General features: G+C 57.3%; 25 protein-coding genes and 1 tRNA gene. 16 read left to right on the top strand and 10 right to left on the bottom strand.

What is annotated here, in order from left to right:
• Positions 1-73: 73 nt before the first annotated feature.
• Complete coding sequence (locus tag ACJ5NV_RS12500) at positions 74-1501, bottom strand: NAD(P)-dependent oxidoreductase (protein WP_411644156.1); 1428 nt, start codon at positions 1499-1501, stop codon at positions 74-76.
• 219 nt (positions 1502-1720) lie between these two features.
• Between ACJ5NV_RS12500 and ACJ5NV_RS12495 the strand changes: the two genes are divergently transcribed.
• Positions 1721-2524, top strand: coding sequence for an undecaprenyl-diphosphate phosphatase (locus ACJ5NV_RS12495; protein ID WP_411644154.1), 804 nt, complete (start codon positions 1721-1723; stop codon positions 2522-2524).
• Here the strand turns inward: ACJ5NV_RS12495 and ACJ5NV_RS12490 are convergent.
• The gene (locus tag ACJ5NV_RS12490; protein ID WP_411644152.1) at positions 2521-3504 is read right to left on the bottom strand and encodes a complex I NDUFA9 subunit family protein; all 984 of its coding nucleotides are present in this window, start codon (positions 3502-3504) and stop codon (positions 2521-2523) included. The genes ACJ5NV_RS12495 and ACJ5NV_RS12490 overlap by 4 nt on opposite strands.
• A 155-nt stretch (positions 3505-3659) precedes the next feature.
• On the opposite strand from ACJ5NV_RS12490, the gene ACJ5NV_RS12485 reads away from it, so the two are divergent.
• Positions 3660-3746 (top strand) — tRNA-Leu (locus ACJ5NV_RS12485).
• A gap of 69 nt (positions 3747-3815) precedes the next feature.
• Here ACJ5NV_RS12485 and ACJ5NV_RS12480 read toward each other — a convergent pair.
• The 4 genes from ACJ5NV_RS12480 to ACJ5NV_RS12465 are packed head-to-tail and all read right to left on the bottom strand — an operon-like array spanning position 3816 to position 7577.
• Positions 3816-4613, bottom strand: a complete 798-nt coding sequence (locus ACJ5NV_RS12480) for a heme ABC transporter ATP-binding protein (protein WP_411644150.1) — start codon at positions 4611-4613, stop codon at positions 3816-3818.
• Positions 4614-5684, bottom strand: coding sequence for a FecCD family ABC transporter permease (locus ACJ5NV_RS12475; protein ID WP_411644148.1), 1071 nt, complete (start codon positions 5682-5684; stop codon positions 4614-4616).
• 4 nt (positions 5685-5688) lie between these two features.
• Positions 5689-6528 carry a heme/hemin ABC transporter substrate-binding protein gene (locus ACJ5NV_RS12470; protein WP_411644146.1) on the bottom strand — a complete coding sequence of 280 codons (840 nt, stop codon included), beginning with the start codon at positions 6526-6528 and terminating at the stop codon, positions 5689-5691.
• Positions 6528-7577 carry a hemin-degrading factor gene (locus ACJ5NV_RS12465; RefSeq protein WP_411644144.1) on the bottom strand — a complete coding sequence of 350 codons (1050 nt, stop codon included), beginning with the start codon at positions 7575-7577 and terminating at the stop codon, positions 6528-6530. Before ACJ5NV_RS12465 ends, ACJ5NV_RS12470 begins: the two co-directional genes overlap by 1 nt.
• A 229-nt stretch (positions 7578-7806) precedes the next feature.
• Here ACJ5NV_RS12465 and ACJ5NV_RS12460 point away from each other — a divergent pair, with 229 nt between their 5' ends.
• The 12 genes from ACJ5NV_RS12460 (at position 7807) to lpxK (ending at position 18194) form a co-directional block, all read left to right on the top strand.
• Positions 7807-9846, top strand: coding sequence for a TonB-dependent receptor domain-containing protein (locus ACJ5NV_RS12460; RefSeq protein WP_411644143.1), 2040 nt, complete (start codon positions 7807-7809; stop codon positions 9844-9846).
• Positions 9846-10271, top strand: a complete 426-nt coding sequence (locus ACJ5NV_RS12455) for a hypothetical protein (protein ID WP_411644141.1) — start codon at positions 9846-9848, stop codon at positions 10269-10271. The genes ACJ5NV_RS12460 and ACJ5NV_RS12455 overlap by 1 nt, the downstream gene beginning before the upstream one ends.
• Positions 10271-10906 carry a MotA/TolQ/ExbB proton channel family protein gene (locus tag ACJ5NV_RS12450; protein ID WP_411644140.1) on the top strand — a complete coding sequence of 212 codons (636 nt, stop codon included), beginning with the start codon at positions 10271-10273 and terminating at the stop codon, positions 10904-10906. Before ACJ5NV_RS12455 ends, ACJ5NV_RS12450 begins: the two co-directional genes overlap by 1 nt.
• Before the next feature lie 22 nt (positions 10907-10928).
• On the top strand, positions 10929-11267 hold the full coding sequence (locus ACJ5NV_RS12445) for a biopolymer transporter ExbD (protein WP_411644139.1): 339 nt from the start codon (positions 10929-10931) through the stop codon (positions 11265-11267).
• Positions 11264-11650: an ExbD/TolR family protein gene (locus ACJ5NV_RS12440; protein ID WP_411644138.1), complete on the top strand. Its 387-nt coding sequence runs from the start codon at positions 11264-11266 to the stop codon at positions 11648-11650. Before ACJ5NV_RS12445 ends, ACJ5NV_RS12440 begins: the two co-directional genes overlap by 4 nt.
• A complete protein-coding gene (locus ACJ5NV_RS12435) occupies positions 11647-12522 on the top strand; it encodes a cell envelope integrity protein TolA (protein ID WP_411644136.1) in 876 nt (291 codons plus the stop codon). The genes ACJ5NV_RS12440 and ACJ5NV_RS12435 overlap by 4 nt, the downstream gene beginning before the upstream one ends.
• A 48-nt stretch (positions 12523-12570) precedes the next feature.
• Complete coding sequence (locus ACJ5NV_RS12430) at positions 12571-13362, top strand: siderophore-interacting protein (protein ID WP_411644134.1); 792 nt, start codon at positions 12571-12573, stop codon at positions 13360-13362.
• Positions 13363-13585: 223 nt separating this feature from the next.
• The gene (locus tag ACJ5NV_RS12425; protein ID WP_411644133.1) at positions 13586-14932 is read left to right on the top strand and encodes a TldD/PmbA family protein; all 1347 of its coding nucleotides are present in this window, start codon (positions 13586-13588) and stop codon (positions 14930-14932) included.
• Positions 14919-15707 (top strand): 3'(2'),5'-bisphosphate nucleotidase CysQ, encoded by a 789-nt coding sequence (locus ACJ5NV_RS12420; RefSeq protein ID WP_411644131.1) that lies wholly within the window; start codon positions 14919-14921, stop codon positions 15705-15707. Before ACJ5NV_RS12425 ends, ACJ5NV_RS12420 begins: the two co-directional genes overlap by 14 nt.
• A gap of 36 nt (positions 15708-15743) precedes the next feature.
• Complete coding sequence (locus ACJ5NV_RS12415; RefSeq protein WP_411644130.1) at positions 15744-15989, top strand: DUF4170 domain-containing protein; 246 nt, start codon at positions 15744-15746, stop codon at positions 15987-15989.
• Positions 15990-16010: 21 nt separating this feature from the next.
• On the top strand, positions 16011-17207 hold the full coding sequence (locus tag ACJ5NV_RS12410) for a 3-deoxy-D-manno-octulosonic acid transferase (RefSeq protein ID WP_411644128.1): 1197 nt from the start codon (positions 16011-16013) through the stop codon (positions 17205-17207).
• Positions 17208-18194 carry a tetraacyldisaccharide 4'-kinase gene (gene lpxK, locus ACJ5NV_RS12405; RefSeq protein WP_411644126.1) on the top strand — a complete coding sequence of 329 codons (987 nt, stop codon included), beginning with the start codon at positions 17208-17210 and terminating at the stop codon, positions 18192-18194.
• Here lpxK and ACJ5NV_RS12400 read toward each other — a convergent pair.
• From ACJ5NV_RS12400 to ACJ5NV_RS12390, 3 genes are read right to left on the bottom strand one after another with little or no spacing between them, the layout of a single operon-like run.
• On the bottom strand, positions 18191-19315 hold the full coding sequence (locus ACJ5NV_RS12400) for a CaiB/BaiF CoA transferase family protein (RefSeq protein ID WP_411644360.1): 1125 nt from the start codon (positions 19313-19315) through the stop codon (positions 18191-18193). The two genes, lpxK and ACJ5NV_RS12400, sit on opposite strands and share 4 nt — an antisense overlap.
• Complete coding sequence (locus tag ACJ5NV_RS12395) at positions 19312-19977, bottom strand: DsbA family protein (protein ID WP_411644124.1); 666 nt, start codon at positions 19975-19977, stop codon at positions 19312-19314. The genes ACJ5NV_RS12400 and ACJ5NV_RS12395 overlap by 4 nt, the downstream gene beginning before the upstream one ends.
• A 12-nt stretch (positions 19978-19989) precedes the next feature.
• On the bottom strand, positions 19990-20499 hold the full coding sequence (locus ACJ5NV_RS12390) for a DUF721 domain-containing protein (protein WP_411644122.1): 510 nt from the start codon (positions 20497-20499) through the stop codon (positions 19990-19992).
• Between the two features lie 68 nt (positions 20500-20567).
• Between ACJ5NV_RS12390 and mutY the strand changes: the two genes are divergently transcribed.
• Both mutY and ACJ5NV_RS12380 read left to right on the top strand, forming a co-directional pair.
• Positions 20568-21620, top strand: a complete 1053-nt coding sequence (mutY, locus tag ACJ5NV_RS12385) for an A/G-specific adenine glycosylase (protein ID WP_411644120.1) — start codon at positions 20568-20570, stop codon at positions 21618-21620.
• 71 nt (positions 21621-21691) lie between these two features.
• Positions 21692-22834, top strand: coding sequence for an alkane 1-monooxygenase (locus ACJ5NV_RS12380; RefSeq protein ID WP_411644119.1), 1143 nt, complete (start codon positions 21692-21694; stop codon positions 22832-22834).
• Here ACJ5NV_RS12380 and ACJ5NV_RS12375 read toward each other — a convergent pair whose 3' ends face one another.
• Complete coding sequence (locus ACJ5NV_RS12375; protein ID WP_411644118.1) at positions 22835-22987, bottom strand: hypothetical protein; 153 nt, start codon at positions 22985-22987, stop codon at positions 22835-22837. It lies immediately after the preceding gene.
• Between the last annotated feature and the right edge of the window lie 91 nt (positions 22988-23078).

The raw sequence follows: 23078 nt of genomic DNA, 5'->3' as shown, positions 1-23078 counted from the left end.
GTGACCTATCTAAAACGGGTGGTCCGATCAGCAGTCCGATGAAAGTCCGACGCCTTTCCGATCACCTCAGAGTTCACTCTGCGGCCACCTCGACCGCCTGCCCAAGATAGTCCAGAATTGCGGTCGCTGCATCCCGGCCGTCACGAATGGCCCACACAACCAGTGACGCACCGCGAACGATGTCGCCTGCTGCGTAAACACCCTCCAAACTGGTGGCACCAGTGCCAAAATCGGCCCTGATCGTGCCCCAGCGGGTCACTTCAAGCTCCTCAACGCCCCAAAGTGTCGGCAAATCTTCAGGCTCAAAACCCAGCGCCTTGATCACAAGATCGGCATCTTCGATGTAATCCGCCCCTTCGATCAGCTCCGGCGCCTGACGGCCCGTCACATCCGGCGCGCCAAGACGCATCTTTTGCACCTTCACACCGGCAACCGGATCGCTGGAAAATCCATCCGGCGCAGACAGCCAAACAAATTCCACGCCTTCTTCTTCGGCGTTCTGCACTTCGCGCTGCGAACCGGGCATATTGGTACGATCACGGCGGTACAGACATTTGACACTTTCAGCACCCTGACGGATCGCCGTGCGGACACAGTCCATCGCCGTGTCACCACCGCCGATCACGACGACACGCTTGCCTGCGGCGTCCAATTCGCCGCTGTCAAATTCCGGCACATCATCGCCAAAGCTTTGGCGGTTGCTGACCGTCAGATAATCAATCGCCTTGACGATCCCGCCTGCATTCGCGCCGGGCAAATCCCTTGATTTATAGACACCTGTGGCGATCAGCACCGCATCATGCTTGCCCCGGATCGCATCAAAAGACAGATCCTCGCCCACATTGCAGTTCATCACAAATTGGACGCCGCCATCCTCAAGCTGCGCCATACGTTTCATGACCACATCTTTTTCCAGCTTAAAGCCGGGGATGCCATAGGTCAGCAGCCCGCCACCGCGGTCATAACGATCATAGACCGTGACCTGTACACCCTGACGGCGCAGCATGTCGGCCGCCGCCAGACCGCCGGGGCCAGCCCCGATGATGCCCACGCTTTCGCTCCGCTCCATATGCGGGCGGATCGGCTTGACCCAGCCCTGTTCAAACGCGGTGTCGGTGACGTATTTTTCAACCGACCCGATGGTGACAGTGCCATGGCCAGACTGCTCGATCACACAATTGCCTTCACACAGGCGGTCCTGCGGGCAAATGCGGCCGCAGATTTCAGGAAAAGTGTTCGTGGCCTGACTGATCTCATAGGCCTCTTCCAGACGACCTTCTGCCGTCAGGCGCAGCCAATCGGGGATATTGTTGTGCAGTGGACAATGGGTCTGGCAATAAGGCACGCCACACTGGCTACAGCGGCTGGCTTGCTCTGCCGCCTTCTCACGGGCGTACTCTGCATAAATCTCGTCAAAATCCTGCTTGCGTAGATTGGGCGGACGCTTCTCAGGCATGTCGCGACCAACCGTGGTAAACTTGAGCATCTTTTGGCCAGACATGAGGCATTCTCCCGAATGAGTAAGGAATTTGCCTTTTAGACCGCCTCCACACAAATGAAAAGGCAGCAGTGCTGACCTATATGCAAGAAAGTCACATCGCCAACAGGGTCAAATCTGAATTTTACGTATAAATTAGGTCCGATAATTGACCTATTTTCGCTCTTTCACCTATTTTCTAACGCTTTAGGTTAATCGAGTCGAATCAAAAGGGCGAACGCGATGACCACCTTCAACCTGCTTCTGATCGCCTTGATTCAAGGAATTACAGAATTCCTACCCGTCTCCTCCTCCGGTCACCTCATCCTGCTGCCATCGCTCAGCGGGCTCGCCGACCAAGGCCAGATCATCGACGTCGCCGCACATCTGGGCACACTTTGCGCCGTGATCCTTTATTTCTGGGCCGATGTACGATTGGCGCTTTTCGGAACACTCCGCCTGCTCCGCGGTAAGATCGACACACAAGGCGCATCTCTCGCAGTCTGCCTTTTGATCGCAACAATCCCTGTCGTCCTGTTCGGGCTATTTTTGAAAGTCACCGGGCTCAGCGAAGCCATGCGCGGCATCGCAATCATCGGCTGGGCGATGATCATTTTCGGGATTGTTCTGTACTGGGCTGATCAATCAGGGCCACTGGAAAAAACCGCCGAAAACTGGACACTGAAAGACGCCTTTCAAATGGGGCTCTGGCAAGCCATCGCGCTGATCCCCGGCACATCACGCTCCGGCATCACGATCACCGCCGCAAGGTCCTTGGGCTACAATCGGACCGACGCGGCGAAACTCTCCATGCTGATGTCCATCCCAACGATCATCGCCTCTGCCGCGCTACTCAGCCTTGATGTGGTTGGCGCTGCAGACGCCGGTGCATTGCGTGATATCGCCATCGTCATGGCAATGTCCTTCGCCGCTGCCCTACTGGCGCTGACACTGATGATGCGGCTCCTGCGCGAGGTCAGCTACACACCCTATGTGGTCTACCGGCTGATACTGGGCGTGATCCTGCTCTGGATCGCCTACACTTAGGTATTCTTGAGGTTTTTCGCCGATTCCTTGATCGCGTCATACTGACCCGACGGGCGAAAACGCCACAGATAATCCGGCAGCACAGCCTCCATCGAGGTGGGGCGCAGACCCAACGCCGCAAACCCGTCGGCACCTTCGGCGACCACATTATCCACAGTCAGGTTCAGCACCTGATCTTTGGTGATCATCGGCTTCACGATCCCCAGCGACATCACGCGGATCGCGCCAAATACCGAAGCCATGATTTTCGCCATCCAGAACGGAATATTCACCACCAAACGCCGACGACGCACGATCTGCAACATCTCTTGTATCAGCTCACGGAACGTATGCGTATCCGGCCCGCCAAGTTCATAAACGCCACCCGGCGCCTCACCCAGAACGCCCTTGACCGCTGCCGCAGCCACGTCATCCACATAAACCGGCTGGAACCGCGTATCGGCCCCTACAACCGGCAGAACCGGCCCCATACGGGACATCCCGGCAAAGCGGTTAAAGAATTCATCCTCCGGCCCGAAAATGATCGACGGACGCAAAATAACGGCACCGGGCATATGATCCAACACACCAGCCTCACCAGCGGCCTTTGTCTTGGCATAGGCACTTTGCGATTCCGCATCAGCACCAATGGCCGAGACATGCACCATTCGCGTCACACCCTTTTCAGCCGCGATCCGTGCAACCCGGGCAGCCCCTTCGGTCTGCACAGCATCAAAAGTGTTCTTACCCACCTCGTCCAGCACACCCACGCAGTTCACCACTGCATCAGCGCCTTCGGTCACAGAAGCAACGCTATTATCGTCACGGATATTGCAAAAAACCGGTTCCACCTGACCGACCACACCATATGGCCGTACAAACATCGCCTCATTCGGATTACGGGTCGCCACCCGGACACGCCAGCCTTCCTTGGCCATACGACGCGCAATATAACGGCCGACAAAACCGGAGCCGCCGAAGATCGTGACGAGTTTGGACATAGCGTGGCCTCTTGAATTTGCAGCTCAGGTCTACCCGCCCCACACCCGCCAGACAAGGCGCAATCCCACGGATTTCAAGACACTTGCACATTTCCCCCAGAATCGCGTTGACAGCCTCGGCAAGCAGGCTTACATCCCGCCCTCACCAGATCTGTGCCCAGATGGCGGAATTGGTAGACGCGCCAGCTTCAGGTGCTGGTGTCTGTATGGACGTGGAGGTTCGAGTCCTCTTCTGGGCACCAATTATTCCGAATAATAGATACTCAACCGCGCTGTAAGTATTTATTTTTAGGCTTTTTGCGCTTTGCGCATCACTCGCACGCGACGCCAAACTCCATCGCAGATTGCGGTAAGAGAAAACCCCTGCAAGATTCTGGCACGTGGTTCGTTTTCAAGTGACACCCGTATGCTTGTGACAAGATATTGTCGATCAAGATGTCATGTGGTGCACCAGCCTTGATGATCCTACCCTTGGCGATCATGGCAACTTGATCTGCGATCATCGAAGTCAGGTTTAAGTCGTGCATCACAGCGATCACGCCACCACCCCGGTTGGCATAGTCACGCAAGCATCGCATCACGATGAGTTGGTGCCCAATATCCAGACTTGCGACGGGTTCATCAAGAAGCAACCAACGTGGTTGCCCGTCGCTTTGCGGGTCCCAAACCTGACATAGTACGCGCGCGAGATGCGCACGTTGTTGTTCACCGCCGGACAAATCAAGAAAGGCGCGGTTGCCGTAGCCAGAAAGCCCGACAGTCGAAAGCGCTTTCGCAATCAGATCATTGTTTTCGCCATGCTCGCCTGCAAATAAACCAAGCCTCAAAATTTCGTTTACTGTAAAGGGAAACGCCAGCGTCGCGACTTGCGGCAGCACCCCTCGGATGGCGGCAAGTTCCCACGGTCGATAGTCTTCAATGCGCTGTCCATTTATCGTGATTTCGCCTGAATAGCTGAGCTCTTGTGTCAGCGCTTTGATCAATGTCGATTTTCCGGACCCGTTAGGACCGACGATTGCCGTGACTTGCCCCGCGAGGGCTGTGAAATCGATCCCTTGCAGGATGTCTTTACCATTCAGGGTGACCGCGATGTCATGTGCTTTGATCATCTAAACACCTGTCAGGCCGCGACGGCGCAGCAAAATCCAAAGGAAGACGGGTGCGCCGAGCACAGCCGTCACAATCCCAATCGGAAGCTCCGACGGTGCAATGATCAATCGGCTTATTATGTCCGCCCCAAGCAGTAACGATGCCCCAAGCAGTGCGGCATTGGGTAGTAACGTCTCATGGTCTGGGCCTGTCGCGAGGCGTAAGAGATGCGGCACAACGATGCCGATAAACCCGATCCCCCCTGATACGGCGACCGCGGCGCCGGTTGCCGCTGCAACGCACAAAATAGCCCGGCTTTTCATGGCTTGGACGTCAATGCCAAGGTGCGCTGCTGTTGCCTCACCCAAGGCAAGCCCATTCAGGCCGCGACCGAGCCAGAAGGATGCGATGACGGCGATGCCTATGATAGGCACGGCCGCTAACACTTTGGTCCACGTTGATCCCGCCAGCGACCCCAGCCCCCAGAAGGTCAGGTCGCGCAATTGTTGGTCATTCGCCATATAGACCAAAATGCCTGACACGGCCCCGGCCAAAGCCCCCAGCGCGATGCCCGCCAATAGCATCGTCGCGACAGAGGTATGTCCGCCGCGTGTTGACACCTTGTAAAGCAGGATCGTCGACACCCAACCACCTAAGAACGCGGCCAGCGAGATAAGGTAGCTTCCCATCGCATCGCGCAGTGCCAGAGGAAGAACCCCGCCCAAAACAATTGCAATGATCGCCCCAAGCCCTGCGCCTGCGCCAACGCCAACAAGCCCTGGATCGGCAAGCGGATTGCGAAACAACCCCTGCATTACCGCTCCGGATACCGCCAAAGACGCGCCGACAGCAATGCCCAACACCAATCGTGGCAGGCGAATATCAAACAGCACAACCTGTTCCATCGTTGTCAATGGCACGCCGGTCACAAGTTTCAGCATTGCGCCCCAAAGCGAGGTCCCCGTCGGCCCGGTTGCGAGGCTCGTGATGCACATGCACGCCAGCAAAACCGCAAGCCAGACTGTAAACCGGCGCGCCAAAACCTTTCGATCCTGACTGGGCGCATCGGGTATCTCTGCAAGGGCTACCATCTGATCAGCCCCCGTAGAGGGCGGCGTTCAGGTCAAGAATAGCATCGGCCGTGCGTGGACCAAACCCAAGCAGATACGCTCCGTCCATCCGTACCACCGCATCGTTTTGTGCCGCAGGTGTCCCGGCCAGTGCTGGCATCGCGAACAGTACTTCATTGGCAGCACCATGATCGTCAGTACGGTCCATCATCAAGATGACATCGGGCGCAGCGGCGCTGATCGCCTCGTCGCTCAACGGCTTGTAGCCTTCAAATTCGGTGATCACGTTCATGGCCCCTGCCATAGTGATGATCCCATGTGCAGCCGTGTTCTGACCCGATGCCATGATCCGCCCCCCTTGTGTGCTCAGGATAAAGAGCACGCGTTTGGGGGTGTCACCTGCTTGATTTTGCGCGGTTTTTTCTGCAACCTGCAGTTTGGCATCCAGATCTTGCACCAGCGTTTGCGCCACTTCGGACACATCCAGCGCGTCACCGACAGCGCGAACTTTGGCAATGATACCAGCCCGCGAGTATTCATCAGGCACTGTGATAAAGGGAATATTGGCACTTTCCAGCACAGCAATTGTTTCCGGCGGCCCGGCACCCTCTTCTGAGATAATAAGGCCCGGTGATACAGCAAGCACCCCTTCGGGCGACAGTGCCCGCATATAGCCAACATCAGGTAGTGCTGCTGCTGCGACGGGAAAACCCGAGGTCGAGTCGCGGGCGATAAGGCGATCGCCTTCACCCAATGCGTAAATGATTTCCGTGACTGATCCCCCGATGGATAAAACGTTTTTCGCACCGTCTGCGCATAGGGCGGTTGGCAGCAAGACAGCTGCCAAGAGGGAGAACATGCGCATTACATGGTCTCCATTTCAGTCAAGCTTGGCAAGGACGCAATCACTTTCGCCCATGCCGGGCGGCTGTCTTGGCCTTCTTTGCCAACGGCAAAGATCTGGGTGATCAATGCACCATGTGCATCGAACGCCTCAATTGATACTGCGGGACCGCGTTGCGTGGGTTTTTCCACGGCCCAGACTTCAGCAATATGATCTGTCCGCAGGTGCAGGTTAAATCCGGGGTCCATGATGTTTTGCCATGGTCCCATTGGCTTCAACGTCTTGATCGGACCGGAATGGATTTGAATACATCCCTTGTTTCCGGTGAAGATCATTGGTGCGATGTCCGTGCCAGCAATCGCTTGCAGCGCATCATCTAGTGCGGTGACGGCAAGCGCGCGCACGAAAGGTTCACCCGCGATACGGTAGGCGCCAAGCCGGTTCATCTTTAACTTTGATGTCAAACGCATGAACTGATGGGTGTCAGTCATGGCTTTCCATTCCTTGCGCAAGATATCCACCTTAGCAATATCAGCTTTCGGCGTTTCGGGGGGCACGCGCGGCGATACCGCAACAGTCTGGCCCTGATCATCACTGCGCAGGCGATCAGCGATCTTGCCCCAGACTTTAAAGCCATCTTCGTTTCGCAGATAAATCTTATGCACCGCGTCGCCAGCGGCATCGAAGATCTGGATGCTCCGACGCACAGCTTCGTCCGTCTGCTTTTCAACCATAAACGCATGTTGCCAGTGCGACGGGAAAATACGCAGATCAATGTCAGGCGTCAGCACCATAGAGGCATGCGCCCCAGAATGGTAATTGTCGTAGACACCGATCTTTTCGTTTACGCAGCTTTCGTTGCGGGTCAGCGCCATCACTTCGCCCAATTCCTGCGCCGCGGCCATAATGCCATCTGGATGCGCATCGATTCGTGTGACCGTATCGCCAACGTGCGCTGCAACCAAGGCGGCCTCACTGATCCCCAGTTTCGCCGCAAGGTCGCGCTCGCGCGTCTTTGGGTTGTCGGCACATTGCGCCTTTATTTCGTCGGGATGAATGCCTTGTGACATAAGGGCAGCCTTTCGTTTCTTAACATCAAAAAGAAATGGCTGGGCGGGAATGCAATGGCCTGGCTGTTTCCTGCGAACCGAGCGCACAGGATAGTAGTTGACAGTTTTAATAGGGATTAATAGCAACTGGCGCAATGGTGCAACATCAAACCTGCACCTATCAACAATTTTCGCGTCGCCAGCCCTTAGCAAGCTTTCGCATCTGCCAGCTTATGAGAGGATTATCAAAGTGGCCACGTCGAGAGCACGCGCGCGTTTGCGCAATACCGCCAGCATCATTGCCTATGTCGTATTGGCGCAGACAGCGACCGCGCAAGAAGCCGAATTCCTGGGCACGGTCCAATTAGGTGACAGCAAGCGTGATGTCCAAACCGATACAGCGACACCGATCACTGTTGTTGATCAAGACGAAATCAATGACCGGCAAGCTGACACAATCGCGGAACTGATCGATTCCGTTCCGGGCGTCAGCCTTGTTAACGGCAGCACACCGCAGGGGTCAGGCATCAACATTCGTGGCTACGGTGCGAATAGCGTATACGGCACCGACCAAAAGGTTGCAGTTATCGTTGACGGTGCGTCTGTCGGCTCAGAAGAACTGTACCGTATTGGTACGCAGCTTTTCACTGACCCTGCGCTATTTCGGTCTGTTGAAGTGATCCGGGGCACTGTCGGCAGCTTTGCATATGGGTCGGGCATTGTCGGAGGTCTCGTTCAGTTGGAAACTGTGGATGCATCCGATTTCACAAATGGCGAAGTGGGCTTTAATGTCCGGCAAACATTGCAATTCTCATCGAATGGCGATGGCATCGCCAGTTCCACCATTCTTGCGTGGCAACCAACCGAGAACCTTGAATTTCTGGCAAACTTAACGACGCGTGAACAAGACGACCAAATCGATGGGGCCGGCGACACGATTGGCGCGAGCGCCTTTGATCTGCCAACTGGCCTTATCAAAGGCCGTTACAGCTTTGGCCAGAACAGTGATCAATCACTCACGTTTTCATACAACACGACAGTGACCGACGAAAACGATGTGCCGTACGATACGTTTGACACGACAGGCGGTACTTTTGGCAACGTTGATCGCGAAACGCAATCGGATACGGCCAGCCTACAGTATGCCTACGCCCCGATTGGTAACGATCTGGTCGATTTGACCGTCACATTGTCCTATGCAAGCGACCAGATTGATCAAGAATACGTTGATGGTAGCTCCACATGTGAAGCTGATCCTGCATTATGCCCGTCTCCGTTCCCGGACGGGGGCTTTCTCACGGTGAATGCAGATCACAAATATGAAACTACAAAACTGAACGTATCCAATACCAGCCTTTTCGACACAGGCAGCGTCAACCACAGCCTGCTGGCCGGGGTGGAACTGATCCGAAAAGAACGTCTGGATGCGAATTCAGCTCCGGGTGGCACCGATAACCGTATCGCCGTTTTCGTCGTTGATGAAATGGAGATCGGTGATTCCTTGTCGATTACCCCAGCCCTACGCTACGAAACATCCAGTATCGAAGGATCAACAGCTTCAAATGATCGGTCATTTGAAAACGATGCTTTGATGGGCGGGCTGTCGGTGCGATATGCATTCGGCGACGGCTTTGCAGTTTTCGGAAGTGCGGCTTACACCGAAAGCCTCCCGATTATCGATGATCTCGACTCGACAGAATTAATGGAGCAGAGCGAAAAATCCACAACCTACGAAATCGGTGGCTCCTACAACCAGATTGACGTGTTCGCATCCGGTGATGAACTGTCTTTCAAAACCAACATTTACCAAACGACGACCGATGACATCACGTCTTACACTGTAGAGGGCCAAAGAGGTGTTATTCCGGATCGCGTTGAAACCGAAGGTGTCGAAATCGAAGGGTCTTATACGTTGGAAAGCGGATATTACATGGATGCCAACGCCAACTTCGTCGAAGGGACCGAATTCCGTAAAGATGGCACCACGGCAGATTGGCGTAACGTCCCAGCTAATAGTATCGGCCTGACATTGGGGCGCAAATTTGGCCGCGAACTCGACCTGAGTTGGGAAATCATTGCTGACGCGGAAATCAAGCGAAACGATGAAACAACAGATGCATTCGCCGTTCACAACGTCCGGGCAACCTACATTCCGCAGTCTGGCATTTTAACGGATACCGAAATTCGTCTCGGCATCGAAAACCTTGCAGATCTGGATTATACATCCTCTCTGGCGACCCGCCCGGCACCCGGTCGGAATGTCAAACTGACAGTGTCGCGGACCTTCTGATGTTTGGCATCAAAAAACTTCAGACCTCAGTTCTGCTTGCTTGCGTCGCGACATCTGTCGCGGCGCAAGAGGACACAGTTGATCCCAAACTGATCGTTGAGCTTAACACAGCCGAGACAATGGACACGGCCTGCCGTCTCTCTTTCATGGTCACGAACGAACACCCCCAGGACATTGAAGCAGTCGTCTTTGAAACGGTGCTTTTCAACGTGGACGGGTCGGTCAATCAATTGACCCTTTTCGACTTTGGGGCATTGCCCAGCAACCGCCCCCGGATCCGGCAATTTGATGTGCCGGGTTTGGGATGTGATGGATTGGGCCGCTTGCTTATCAACGGCGCGGTCACGTGCGAAGCCCCAGACGCGGGTCTTTGCATCAATACGTTGGACCTGCGAACACGCACACAGATTGAGGTGCTGGGTTGATGTGGGATAGACTGATCGCGCCACTACACAACATCATCGAAACCGGTGGGCCCGTTGTGGCCACGTTGCTCGTGGCCTCGGTGATTTCTGTGGCCGTGATCCTGTATAAAGTTTGGCAGTTTCGCGCGGCGGGGGTGGGACGGCATCGCGATGTCATGCTGGCCCTGTCAGAATGGGACAGGGGCATAGATAAAGGCATCCATGAACAATTGCGCGCAAGTAAAAGCTATCTTGCACCCGTCTTGATATCAGGCATCGACGTCTCTGAATCCGACACAAACGTCGTGGCGGCACGGCTAGACGCGGACATAGAGGTTCGTTTTCTGCTCTTGGAACGCGGGTTTCGGTTTTTGGACAACATTGCCCAGCTTGCCCCGTTGCTGGGGTTATTCGGGACCGTACTTGGCATGATCTCAGCGTTTCAGGCCTTGCAACAAGCTGGCGATCAGGTCGACCCATCCATCCTCGCAGGTGGCATTTGGGTGGCTTTGCTGACAACGGCTGTTGGCTTGGCCGTTGCGATGCCGACGTCGGTGATCCTGTCGTGGCTGGAACAACGTATCGACGCAGACCGCGTAATCGCAGAAAAGGCGATCCGCACATTGTTGTCACCTGCGGTGCGTCATGCGCGTTAAACGCAAGAGACGGCGACTATCGATGACCTCACTCATTGATGTCATCTTCTTGCTCTTGCTGTTTTTCATGCTGTCTTCGACATTCTCGAAATTCGCAGAAGTCCCTTTGCCAATCGGCACCGCGGGTAACGCAGAACCGACAACCCAGCCCCCATTATTCCTACGGGTCACGCAGGACGCTGTTACCTTGAATGGCGACGACGTGACGCTTGAGAGCTTACGCAGCGCACCCGCCCTGCAAACCGAAGTTCAATTGCTCATCGCGTTGACCCTGGATGTATCATCGCAACGGCTCACGGATGTGCTTGTCGCCCTGCGTGGCCTGCCGGATGTCTCTGTGAACGTCTTGGTGCCGTCATGAAAACCCACCGCGTCAAAACACAAAAAGAGCCGACGATAGCCTTGATCAACGTCGTGTTCTTGATGCTGATCTTCTTCTTGATTGCAGGAACCGTGGCGCCCCAACTGGATCCGGATCTGGCGCTGGTGAATACCGCTGATCTTGACCTGTCTGCCCCACCAGACGGGCTTGTTGTGTTTCCTGACGGCGCTCTTTCGGCAAATGGGCAAGCCGTTAGTGATGTGACGGCCTATCTTGCCGGGCGCAACGTGGATCAACGCGCAACCGTTCGGGTGATCCCGGACGAAAATCTCCCAGCGAAAACTTTGCTTGAGATTGCTGCCGCATTGCGTGCCGCCGATGTTGAAAGCGTTGTGATTGCAACAGAAAGGGCCGCGCAATGATAGCATCATCCCGGCCTGTGTTCATTGCTTGTGCGGCATGTGCTCTGGGTTTGCACATCGCTGGGGGGGCGGTCATTTTCCAATCGGAACCAGTCGCAATCGCTGCAAGCGGTGCGGCGGTTGAGGTCAAACAGGGGAACGCCTTTGCGGATCTCGCGACCGGCGTGATCAAGGGCGTGATAACGACTGAAACGACAGCGACCGTGCAACCAATCGCGTCAGAAGCACCGCCAGTGGCGCAACCGACCGAAAGGGCGCAGACACCGGCAATATCAACCATACCGGCAGTGCAATCAGGCCCGACCGCTGTGGTTGCGGCCGCATCAACGGTATCACCCACGGAATCAATCGCCCCAGCGCCTGCACCGACTGAAATGATCACAGCAACAGTGCTTGATCCCGGCAGGGTTCTCACCTCACAGCGTCCAGCGCGCCGGCCTGAGGGGCTTGCACCAAAGCCCGCAATTGCTGAGGCAGCCCCTGCGCCGCGGGGCAATGCGACACAGAACGCCAGTGCAGGGGCCGCATCCAATACAGCACCGCAAGCCACCGCAACAACCAGCGGTTCCAATGCACAAAACGCAAAGCCTGCGCAAACGGCGGCTAATTCGCAAGCCGCGACAAACTATCCCGGCCAAGTCATGCGCCGTATTTCACGGGTCCGCAAACCCAATACCAATGCGCGCGGGGCCGTCATGGTTTCGTTCAGCATCACAACCGGTGGTAGCCTTTCGGCGGTTTCTGTGGCGCAAAGCTCTGGCAACGCGCAACTTGATCAAATGGCCGTGCAAGTCGTGCAGCGCGCGGCCCCTTTCCCAACGCCTCCGACTGGGGCGCAAACACGTTTCAGCGTCGAAATCACCGGGCAGTAGAATAGGCTGCATCCAGATCAGACGCCCCACAACATCGAAAGCCTGACAATGACAAAACAGCCCAAGAAGACGCCCCTTATGCTGACCGTTGTGGCAGCTTGGCATCTGACGCCGAACATGATCCGGGTGACACTCACGGCACCGGAAATTGCGGCGATGAACCCAGATTGCCATGGGGCCAATTGCAAATTGTTCTTGCCGGGCATGGATCAAAACCGACAAGCATTTGCAGCACAGCTCGCAGAAGGGCCACGCCCTGCAGTCCGAACATATACCATCCGCCAGATGCGGCAGAATGCTTGCGAGATGGACATTGATTTTGTCGACCATGGTGATGCGGGGCCTGCCTCTGCCTGGGCGCGTCGCGCTGCACCCGGAGCATTCTGCGGTTTCGCAGGACCGGGACCCGTCAAGGTAAAATCATTTTACGCTGACGACTATCTTGTCATAGCGGATATGTCGGCCATTCCCGTTGCCGCTGCAACATTGGAGGCCATGCCGGACGATGCCATCGGAACGGCCATTTTTCAGATCAATCATGCGGACGACAAACAGAATTTCCGTATTCCAGAAGGAATGGTCTGCCACTGGATCACAACGCCGGATCCACAGATCGCGCAAGATCACATCATGGATCTGGTGACATCGATGGCGTCGACAGACAGTTGCACACAGACGTGCATCGCGGGCGAAAGCAGTCTGATCAAAGCCCTACGTCATGAGTTACTGATCACCCGCGCCATGCCCAAAGAGGATTGTTATATTTCCGGCTATTGGAAAGTCGGCACGATCGAAGACGACCACCAGAAAATGAAGCGCGCAGAGGCTGCCGCCGGATGAGGTAGAGGGTCAAAGCAACCATTGGGGGATTGTGCAGTGAAGGTTTGCTTTAAGCTGATTTTGCGGAAAAACAACGTGTTTCAGTCGCAGAACCTGGCATCCACAGTAGCGCTTTTCATTTGAGTAACTCAAAAATGCCATACGCAAGTGAATGATGGCCGGCTCAGACAGGCTTGCGGCCTACGGCAGTGCACACTAGGTCATGGGCAACAAAGGATGGCCCATGACTGATACCCTTTCTGACTTTGCCCAGCAGCTTTTGGATGTCGCCCGTCGCACCGGGGCGGATGCTGCTGATGCGATTGCTGTGGATGGCACGTCGATTTCCATTAGTGTTCGTGATGGCGCGCTGGAGCAGGCGGATCGGTCTGAAGGCGTGGATGTGGGCCTGCGTGTGTTTGTTCGTCAACGGCAGGCTTGTGTGTCTTCATCTGACACCAAACCTGAAACCTTTGTGCAGATGGCCGAACGGGCTGTGGCGATGGCGCGCGAAGCCCCTGAAGACCCCCATGCCGGTCTCGCCGATCCATCGCAGCTGACCCGGGATACAGACTGCGCTGCGCTTGATATCTACGACCCGGCGAATGAACCCGACCCGGCGATGTTGCAAGAAGAGGCGATCCGGGCTGAGGCTGCTGCCTTGCGCAACGCAGATGTCACACAGGTCCAGTCCGCCGCGTCCAGTTACAGTCGTCGCCGCATTCATATGGCTGCAAGCAACGGGTTTTCGGCGGGTTACGCCCGAACCGAACGGGGTCTTTCCTGTGTTGCAATCAGCGGAACCGGCACGGGCATGGAGCGGGATTATGACTATGATAGCCGCGTCTACCAATCCGACCTGCGTGATGCCGAAGAAATTGGCATGGTCGCTGCCGCCCGCGCTGTGGAGCGGATGGGCGCGCGCAAGCCAAAGACTGGTGCCTATCCGGTTCTGTTCGATGAACGCGTTGCCAGTTCCCTGATCGGTAGCCTGCTACAGGCGGTGAACGGCACGATGATCGCACGCGGTTCGAGTTGGTTGCGCGATGCTATCGGCCAACAGGTTCTGCCAAAGGGGCTGTCCTTGGTCGAGGATCCGCATAGGCCGCGCACCCCCAGCGCAAGGCGTTTTGATGCCGAAGGATTGGCAACGGCCAAACGGGCCATCGTTGATGACGGGATGCTCATCGGCTGGACACTCGACCTTGCGACCGGACGCAAGCTGGGCATGGATAGCACTGCGAATGCAGCCCGCGGCACCAGCGCCCCCCCATCGCCTGCCTTGACCAATGTCGCGCTGACACAAGGTGGCCAAAGCCGTGACGATCTGATCAAACAGATGGGCACCGGGCTATTGGTGACGTCGATGATCGGATCCACGATCAACCCGAACACAGGCGACTATTCTCGCGGTGCGGCAGGGTTCTGGGTGGAAAACGGCGAAATCACCTATCCGGTTAATGAATGCACTGTGGCGGGTAATTTGCGCGACATGCTCATGTCGATCATCCCGGCCAATGATGCGCGTTTGCACCTGTCCCGCGTGGTTCCGTCGCTGCTCGTCGAGGGGCTGACACTTGCCGGAAACTGATCTCGACCTGCTGGTCCGCGCCGCACGGGACGCGGGCGACATCGCGACCCGCTATTTCAAGAACGCCCCCGGCGTCACGAATAAACCGGACGGCGGCGGACCGGTGACAGAGGCTGATCTGGCGGTCAACGCGATGCTGGAAAGCAGCCTGCAGGCCGCGCGGCCTGATTATGGCTGGCTGTCCGAGGAAACCGAAGACGGGGCGGCGCGCCTGAGTACAAACCGACAATTCGTGATTGACCCGATCGATGGCACCCGCGCCTTTATCGAAGGGAACCGGGACTGGGCGCATTCACTGGCGATTGTGGAAAATGGGCGGGTCATTGCGGCGGCAGTGTATCTGCCGATCCGCGATCTGATGTTCAGCGCAGAAATCGGGGGTGGCGCGCATGTGAATGATCAGCCCGCGCGCGTCACCGCTTCGGCATTGCAAGGCGCAACGGTTTTGGGAACAAGGCCCAATTTTGCAGACGATCATTGGCGGGGCGGCGCACCCCCGATCAAACGCGCTTTTCGATCATCGCTCGCGTATCGTTTATGTCTGGTGGCGCAGGGGCGGTTCGACGGGATGATCACCCTGCGGGACAGTTGGGAATGGGACATTGCCGCAGGTGCCCTGATCGCGGCAGAGGCCGGTGCCATCGTCACTGATGCGAACAAACGGCCGCTTTTGTTTAACAACGCACATCCGCAGCTTCCCGGCGTTATCGCCGCCGGACCAGAATTGCATGCAGGACTTGCGGATCGTCTTGAGCCGCCGCGCGCAAAACCCTAGGGTGCGAACAGGAAATCACTCAACAAAGGTATTGGTATGACTCAGCGGCTGCATCTCGTCTTTGGCGGCGAACTTGTCGATCCGACCAAGAATGCGTTCAAAAATGTCGATGACATCGACATCGTGGGCATGTTCCCGAACTACGAAAGCGCCTTTGACGCGTGGAAAAGCGCGGCACAGCGCACGGTGGACAATGCCCATATGCGTTATTTCATTGCGCATATTCACCGGCTGCGGGACGAAGAAACCGAAGCCTCCCCAACCGAGGAACTGGGCAACTAAGCGCCCTGCGGACCCACGAAGATGGCACGTTCCCTGACCATTGCCGCCTATCTGGCCGGGCTTGGCGCAAACGAGCGCCCGGTCGGATCAATGGCACAGCCGGACAGACCTCCGGGTGTTGTGATTTGGGCGCGTTGCAGCCATCCTGACCAATTGACGGCAATCAGAACATTGGGTCGGAAGGTCTCGGAAGATGGCGATCCGATCCATATCATCGCCACGCTACGTGATCGGCACAAGGTCCCCAATGCCAAGGCGCTGCCTGAACCGGTAGGCAAGGACGGCATTCGTTCGTTCATCGACCACTGGAAACCAGCGATGACGATCTGGGTGCGCGGCGATCTGGACACGATCCTGCTGCAAGAGCTGCACGCCGCCAATATGCACTGCATTCTTGTCGACGCGAATGGCGAGGGGCTGGAGGCGATCGCAGGCGGTTGGGTCCCCGGCGCGATGCGCTCGCTCTTGTCACAATTCGAAGCCGTCCTGGCGCTGGATGGCAACGCGGCAGACAGGCTGGTCCGCGCCGGCGCACCGCAGGATGTCGTGCTGGTGATGGGCGCGATGGAAGATTGTGAACCCGCGCTGCCCTGCGACGATACGGAACGACAGGAATTCACCGATGCCATCGGCACGCGGCCGGTCTGGCTGGCGGCGGCGGCACAGTTGAATGACAGCAAGGATATTGCCCGCGCCCATCGCAAGGCCAGCCACCGGACCCATCGGCTACTTCTTGTCATTGTGCCTGCCAACCCCGATGAGGCAATCGAATTCGCCCGTCGCATGCGGGCAGAAGGGTTCCACGTCAAGCGCCGCTCACGCGAAGAGCAGCCTAACGAACCCACGCAGGTTTATATCATCGACACGGAAGAAGAACTGGGGCTTTGGTACCGGGTGGCCCCCATCACTTATCTGGGCGGCACGCTGCATGGCGGCGGTTGCCGGGATCCGTTTGAGGCAACATCGCTGGGGTCAGCCGTTCTTTATGGGCCACAGGTTGCGCCCTATCAACGCCATGCAGCACGGTTGAACGCTGCCGGGGCCTCGCGTCTGCTGCGGTCTGGCAATGACCTCGGGCCGGCGGTGGAATATCTGCTTTCAGCGGATAAGACAGCCGAATTGGCCCATGCGGGTTGGGATGTGACCTCGCGCGGGGCGGATGTGACCAACCGTATCGCCGCCTATCTGCAAAGCCGGCTGGAAGAGCTGGGCCACTAGATGCGCGCCCCTGATTTCTGGTTCACCCAACCTGCGCGGCCCGCATTTTTGGCGCGGCTACTCCAGCCGCTTGGGGCGCTTTACGCGGCTGCGACCGCACGGCGTTTAAAAACTGGCACGCCTTATCAAGCATCGGTGCCCGTGATCTGCATCGGCAATCTGAACGCAGGCGGCACCGGCAAGACGCCGACCACCATCGCGCTGATCGAGCGGCTCAAGGCGCGCGGGCGCAATCCGCATGTGGTATCGCGCGGCTATGGCGGTACGCTGACGGGTCCGGTGCAGGTGGATGAACGCACGCATAAGGCCGCGCAAACCGGTGACGAACCCCTTCTGCTTGCGGCCTTCGCCCCAACTTGGGTGGCACGGGACCGGGCCGCCGGTGTGCAACAGGCCGCAGAGGCGGGCGCAGATGTGATCTTGCTGGATGACGGGTTTCAGAACCCAAGTGTGGCCAAGGATCTGTCGATCATCGTGGTGGATGCCATGCGCGGTTTTGGCAACGGTCGGGTGATTCCGGCGGGACCGCTGCGCGAGCCTGTTCAGGTTGGGCTGGCCCGTGCCGATCTTGTCCTGTCCATCGGGCCGCCCGCCGCGCAGGATACATTCGCGCAAAACTGGACCTTCACAATCCCGCATCTGACAGCCCATCTGGCCCCGCTGCCCACCGGGATGCCGTGGCGCGATCTGCGGCTGCTGGCTTTTGCAGGGATCGGGCACCCGGAAAAGTTCTTTCTGACCCTGCGCGACATGGGGGCCGACATTGTGCGGGCCGAATCGCTGTCAGATCACCAGCCGTTGACCCAGGCGCTGATGAAACGGCTGGAGATCGAGGCACAGACCCGCCGTGCCCAGCTTGTCACGACAGAAAAAGATGCCGTCCGGCTGCCTGACAGTTTTCGGATGAAGGTGCTGACCTTACCGGTCCGGTTGCAGTTACTGGACTGGGCCCCGCTTGATGCGGTGCTGGATCGGCTCAAGCTTTAACCCAGCAAGTCCTGATCTTTGCCCAACCGGGGCGACGGGCGGTCAGGCGTCACATCTGCATCCGAAAACCGGATCGGCAGGCGCACCGATGGCACGCCATCCAGATCAACCTGCAAACCGCGATGCACCACCTGCGGATCGGCAAAGGTTTCCGCCAGATCGTTGATCGGACCGGCTGGCACACCATGCGCGTCACATGCGGCCAACAGTTCTGCCTTTGTATGTTTACCTGTTTCGGCCATTAACAAACGCACCAGATCCGCACGGTTCTTCAACCTTGCGGGGTTGGTCGCATAGGCCGGATCATCGGCAAACTCTGGCACATTCAGCAGACTGCAAAATTGGCGAAACTGCCCGTCATTGCCGCAGGCGATGATCACATGCCCATCGGCGCAGTCAAATACCTGATAGGGAACGATATTCGGATGTGCGTTGCCCATCCGTTGCGGAGCATTACCCGTGGCGAGATAGTTCATCGCCTGATTGGCCATGACAGCCGTGGCCACATCCATCAGCGCCATATCAATATGCTGGCCGGTACCGGTGGTGTGGCGCTGCTGGACAGCCGCCAGAATGGCCGTGCTTGTATAGATGCCGGTAAAGATATCCACGACAGCCACGCCCACTTTTTGCGGCTGGCTGTCCGGCTCTCCGGTGACTGACATCAGACCTGACATGCCCTGAATGATATAATCGTAGCCCGCGCGACCGGCATAAGGGCCATCCTGCCCGAACCCCGTGATAGAGCAATAAATCAAACGCGGGTTGAGCGTCGAAAGACTGGTGTAATCCAACCCGTATTTGGCAAGCCCGCCGACTTTGAAATTCTCGATCAGGATATCCGCATCAGCGACCAGATCGCGGACCTGGCGCTGCCCTTCGGGCGTGCGAAAATCAATGACGACCGAGCGTTTGCCATGATTGCAGCAGTGGAAATAGGCCGCACTTTCTGCGCCGTCGTGTGCCACGAAAGGGGGACCCCATTGGCGGGTCTCATCCCCTTGCGGGGATTCGACCTTGATCACCTCGGCCCCCAGATCGGCAAGGGTCTGACCGGCAAACGGGCCCGCAAGGACCCGCGCCAGTTCCACAACTTTCAGCCCAGAGAGGGGCTTCATCAGCTCAGCTTTTCATCCAGAACGCTGGCGAATTCGTCATATGCCATATTCGAATATTTCTCGCCGTTGATCATGAAGCTTGGGGTAGAGTTGACCCCGTCCTGCGCAGCATTGTCCTGATACCAGGTATAAAGCGCCTCGGCCTTCGCGGCATCGCTCAGGCAGGCGTCCAGATCGGCATCGCTCAACCCGGCGGTTTTACCCATGGTGCGCAGCGCGTCGATCACCCCTGCCGGGTCACCACTGGCCAGCCATTCACGCTGCTTTTCATAAAGCAGACCGGCGAAACCGAAAAAGAACTCAGGCGTTTCCGCGCAGCGCGCAATCATAGATGCCCAAAGACCGGGACGATCAAAATACACCTCACGATACACAAAGCGGATTTTGTTTGTGTCGATGTAATTGGCCTTCAGCGATTGATACGCGTTGGCATGAAACGACGCGCAATGCGGGCAGGTGAACGACGCATATTCAATCACTTCAACCGCAGCGTCAGGGTTGCCCTGCACCATATCGGTAATCTGGGGCAATGTGCCTTCGGCGGCCTGGGCATTTGCTGCACCGGGCAATAGCGGATTGGGCGCATCGGGACGCGAGATCATCCAGCCTGCGCCAAGGGCCACCAGCGCACCGCCACCTGCGGTCAAAAGAGTTCTGCGTTTCATATTTACCTCTGCTCAGGGTTTTCGTTTGGATAGGACATTTGCACCCAGCGCCGCAAGCGCCTGACGCAAGTCTGTGTTCTGCACGTTTTCAGATAGGCTTTTCGCTTCTGACTGCACGGCGGGGTCAATGATCTTGGCGGCTTTCGGTGCCGCTGCAAAAGCAACCCGCCCGTCTGCAAATCCGGTGGGCGCCGTCTGGGTGATCCGCACCCGTGCAATCGCGCGATAGCCATAGCAGGCATTCACCTTGTCGCGGATCTGTTCTTTCTGCATTTCCAGCATCGGGGCCTGTGCGCCGGTGGTCAGCAGGCTCAGCGTCGCGCCCATGCCGCCTTTGCCATAGCTTACGTTGACCGGCGTCGCAATCTGCGCTGTCGCTTCGCCCACCACCTCGGCCCAATGGGTCAACAGGCGGGTCACAGCAAAGCCCCGCTCTTCGCTGGCCTTGCGGATGCGCGACTGGACCAAAGTGGCCGCCCGGGAAAATCCGCGGGTTGTATTGGGATGCCGTGGCTGTTTCATATCTATGCTCTAGTCTATGCCACCTGATGCGCCAAGTCAGGGGATCAGAAATGAAGGGTAAATAAAGATTGCGTGACCTCAGTGCAGAGCTTTTGGCCTGGTATGACATTCATGCGCGTAGCATGCCGTGGCGGGTGGGTCCGGCTGATCGCAAGGCAGGCGTGCTGCCTGATCCTTATGCCGTCTGGATGTCAGAGGTCATGTTGCAGCAGACGACCGTCGCCGCCGTGCGCGATTATCATCGCAAGTTCATGGGGCTTTGGCCGACAGTCGGCGCGTTGGCGGCGGCAGATGACGCGCAGGTGATGGCGGCCTGGGCCGGCCTGGGCTACTACGCCCGCGCGCGCAACCTGCTGAAATGCGCCCGTGCCGTGGTTTCCGATCACGGCGGCGTTTTTCCCGGCGATTACGAGACGTTGCTGACGCTGCCAGGTGTCGGGCCCTATACCGCTGCCGCGATTGCAGCCATCGCTTTTGACCAGCCTGAAACCGTGGTGGATGGCAATGTGGAACGGGTCATGGCGCGGCTTTATGACATTCATGTCCCGCTGCCCGGATCGAAACCGCTGCTGACCGATAGGGCGCGGGACCTGACCCCTTTGGCGCGACCGGGCGATTACGCGCAGGCGGTCATGGACCTTGGGGCGACAATCTGCACACCGCGCAGTCCCGCCTGTGGCATTTGCCCGTGGCGAGGCCCTTGTGCGGCGCGTGCGGCAGGAACGGTGGCGGAGTTACCTAAAAAGATACCTAAGAAAAAAACGCCGACGCGGTACGGGATCGCCTATGTTGTCCGGCGCAGTGATGGGGCGTGGCTGTTGGAAACACGGCCCGACAGCGGGCTCTTGGGCGGTATGCTGGGTTGGCCGGGGTCGGAATGGTCGGATGATCCCCCCCCTGCCCCACCCCTTACTGCCGAGTGGACCGCGCTGAATGACGAAGCACGGCACACATTCACCCATTTTCACCTGCGACTAAAGATTATGACCGCAACGGTTCCCACAGACGCAAAGCCGGATCGGGGGCAGTTCCTATCGCAACATGATTTCAGCCCCGCCGCCCTGCCCACAGCGATGCGCAAGGTCTATGATCTGGCCGCTGCGACGCTACGCCATGGTTGAGCCGTGACGACGCTGGGCTTAACCTTTTCGAATGACCTGACAGCGCAAGCTCAGAATTCGAAAGGACGGTTATGAGAGCGACACCCGATGCACCCCGGATCGACCGTTTGGCGGCCGCGCTGCCCTTTTGGATGTCCTTGGGGCTGGTCCCGCTGGCGATCTTCATAGCGATGCAGGGGTGCTGGTATATTCTGCTCTTGCCAGCTTCGACCTGGTATTTGTTTTCAGGGCTGGATTTCGTCACCGGGCTGAACACGAAAAACCCAGACCCCGAAACACCTGAAAATCAGTTGTACTGGTACCGTCTGATCACGCTTTTATGGGTGCCCGTCCAACTGGTCACGATTTTCGGATTGATGATCTATGTCGGCCAGACGGATCATTTGACCGGGGTCGAACAATGGGGGCTGTTCGCAGGGCTGGGCATTTTGTCTGGCACAATCGGGATTACCTATGCGCATGAATTGATGCATCAAAAGCCACGGATCGAACGCTGGATGGCCGATATCCTCATGTGTTCCGTACTTTACGGTCATTTCCGGTCAGAGCATTTGCTGGTGCACCATCGCTATGTCGGCACCCCCCGCGACCCGGTAACAGCGCGCTATGGGGAAAGCTTTTGGCGCTTCTTTCCGCGCGTTCTGGTGCAATGCTTGGTGTCGGCGTTCAATGCCGAAAAGACGATGCTGGCACGCAAGGGGCTGCCTTGGACACACCTGTCCAATCCGTTCTGGCGGTACTGGGCGCTGGAGGGCGGGTTTGTCCTGATTGCGGCGCTGATCGGCGGCTGGTGGGGTGTGTTTTTGTTTGCCACGCAGGCCTTTTGGGCCGTGTTCCAGCTGGAACTAGTCAATTACGTCGAACATTATGCGCTGACACGCAAACATCTGGGCGATGGGAAATACGAACACGTCATGCCGCGCCATTCTTGGAACGCAGCGCAAAAAGCATCGAACTGGCTGCTGATCAACCTGCAACGCCATTCGGACCATCACTACAAGCCAGCCCGCCGGTTTCCACTGCTGCAAACCTATACAGAGGATGAAGCCCCGCAACTGCCCTATGGCTATCCGCTGATGACCATGGCCGCGCTGTCGCCCAGACTCTGGCGGCGTGTGATGCACCCACGGGTAAAGGCGTGGCGGAATATGTATTACCCCGAAATCACCGATTGGTCCGCCTATAAGTCCGGCAGCAACCCATTGCCGCGCTGATCACGCAATCCGATCCGGCAACCCTTTGCCATTATTCCACCAGCGATTGGGATTGTCGCTTTTTGGATTATAGGCGGCGCGGCTGGCCCAATCCTCTCTGACAAAGATGACAGGTTCCTCGTAATGATGGGCGTCGATGATCGCGTTCATCACCAGCGATAGCGCTTTTAGAGCGTGTCGCGGGCTTTCAGATTCAGGATTCCCAGATCACGTATGATGTGATTCCCTATGCTTGGCGCAGATA

Source organism: Loktanella agnita (genome assembly GCF_046640325.1).
Taxonomy (GTDB): domain Bacteria; phylum Pseudomonadota; class Alphaproteobacteria; order Rhodobacterales; family Rhodobacteraceae; genus Yoonia; species Yoonia agnita.
Note: the sequence above shows the minus strand (reverse complement) of the source record. Positions and strands in the feature narration are given on the sequence as shown.

Excerpts from the sequence above, each read along its gene's own strand:
- ACJ5NV_RS12435 (WP_411644136.1), top strand. The coding sequence starts at position 11,647 with ATGATAGCATCATCCCGGCCTGTGTTCATTGCTTGTGCGGCATGTGCT.
- ACJ5NV_RS12395 (WP_411644124.1), bottom strand. The coding sequence starts at position 19,977 with ATGAAACGCAGAACTCTTTTGACCGCAGGTGGCGGTGCGCTGGTGGCC.
- ACJ5NV_RS12495 (WP_411644154.1), top strand. The coding sequence starts at position 1,721 with ATGACCACCTTCAACCTGCTTCTGATCGCCTTGATTCAAGGAATTACA.
- ACJ5NV_RS12470 (WP_411644146.1), bottom strand. The coding sequence starts at position 6,528 with ATGCGCATGTTCTCCCTCTTGGCAGCTGTCTTGCTGCCAACCGCCCTA.
- ACJ5NV_RS12455 (WP_411644141.1), top strand. The coding sequence starts at position 9,846 with ATGTTTGGCATCAAAAAACTTCAGACCTCAGTTCTGCTTGCTTGCGTC.
- ACJ5NV_RS12415 (WP_411644130.1), top strand. The coding sequence starts at position 15,744 with ATGACTCAGCGGCTGCATCTCGTCTTTGGCGGCGAACTTGTCGATCCG.
- ACJ5NV_RS12480 (WP_411644150.1), bottom strand. The coding sequence starts at position 4,613 with ATGATCAAAGCACATGACATCGCGGTCACCCTGAATGGTAAAGACATC.
- ACJ5NV_RS12380 (WP_411644119.1), top strand. The coding sequence starts at position 21,692 with ATGAGAGCGACACCCGATGCACCCCGGATCGACCGTTTGGCGGCCGCG.
- ACJ5NV_RS12475 (WP_411644148.1), bottom strand. The coding sequence starts at position 5,684 with ATGGTAGCCCTTGCAGAGATACCCGATGCGCCCAGTCAGGATCGAAAG.
- ACJ5NV_RS12490 (WP_411644152.1), bottom strand. The coding sequence starts at position 3,504 with ATGTCCAAACTCGTCACGATCTTCGGCGGCTCCGGTTTTGTCGGCCGT.
- ACJ5NV_RS12410 (WP_411644128.1), top strand. The coding sequence starts at position 16,011 with ATGGCACGTTCCCTGACCATTGCCGCCTATCTGGCCGGGCTTGGCGCA.
- ACJ5NV_RS12450 (WP_411644140.1), top strand. The coding sequence starts at position 10,271 with ATGTGGGATAGACTGATCGCGCCACTACACAACATCATCGAAACCGGT.
- ACJ5NV_RS12390 (WP_411644122.1), bottom strand. The coding sequence starts at position 20,499 with ATGAAACAGCCACGGCATCCCAATACAACCCGCGGATTTTCCCGGGCG.
- ACJ5NV_RS12445 (WP_411644139.1), top strand. The coding sequence starts at position 10,929 with ATGACCTCACTCATTGATGTCATCTTCTTGCTCTTGCTGTTTTTCATG.
- ACJ5NV_RS12500 (WP_411644156.1), bottom strand. The coding sequence starts at position 1,501 with ATGTCTGGCCAAAAGATGCTCAAGTTTACCACGGTTGGTCGCGACATG.
- ACJ5NV_RS12430 (WP_411644134.1), top strand. The coding sequence starts at position 12,571 with ATGACAAAACAGCCCAAGAAGACGCCCCTTATGCTGACCGTTGTGGCA.
- lpxK (WP_411644126.1), top strand. The coding sequence starts at position 17,208 with ATGCGCGCCCCTGATTTCTGGTTCACCCAACCTGCGCGGCCCGCATTT.
- ACJ5NV_RS12425 (WP_411644133.1), top strand. The coding sequence starts at position 13,586 with ATGACTGATACCCTTTCTGACTTTGCCCAGCAGCTTTTGGATGTCGCC.
- ACJ5NV_RS12465 (WP_411644144.1), bottom strand. The coding sequence starts at position 7,577 with ATGTCACAAGGCATTCATCCCGACGAAATAAAGGCGCAATGTGCCGAC.
- ACJ5NV_RS12440 (WP_411644138.1), top strand. The coding sequence starts at position 11,264 with ATGAAAACCCACCGCGTCAAAACACAAAAAGAGCCGACGATAGCCTTG.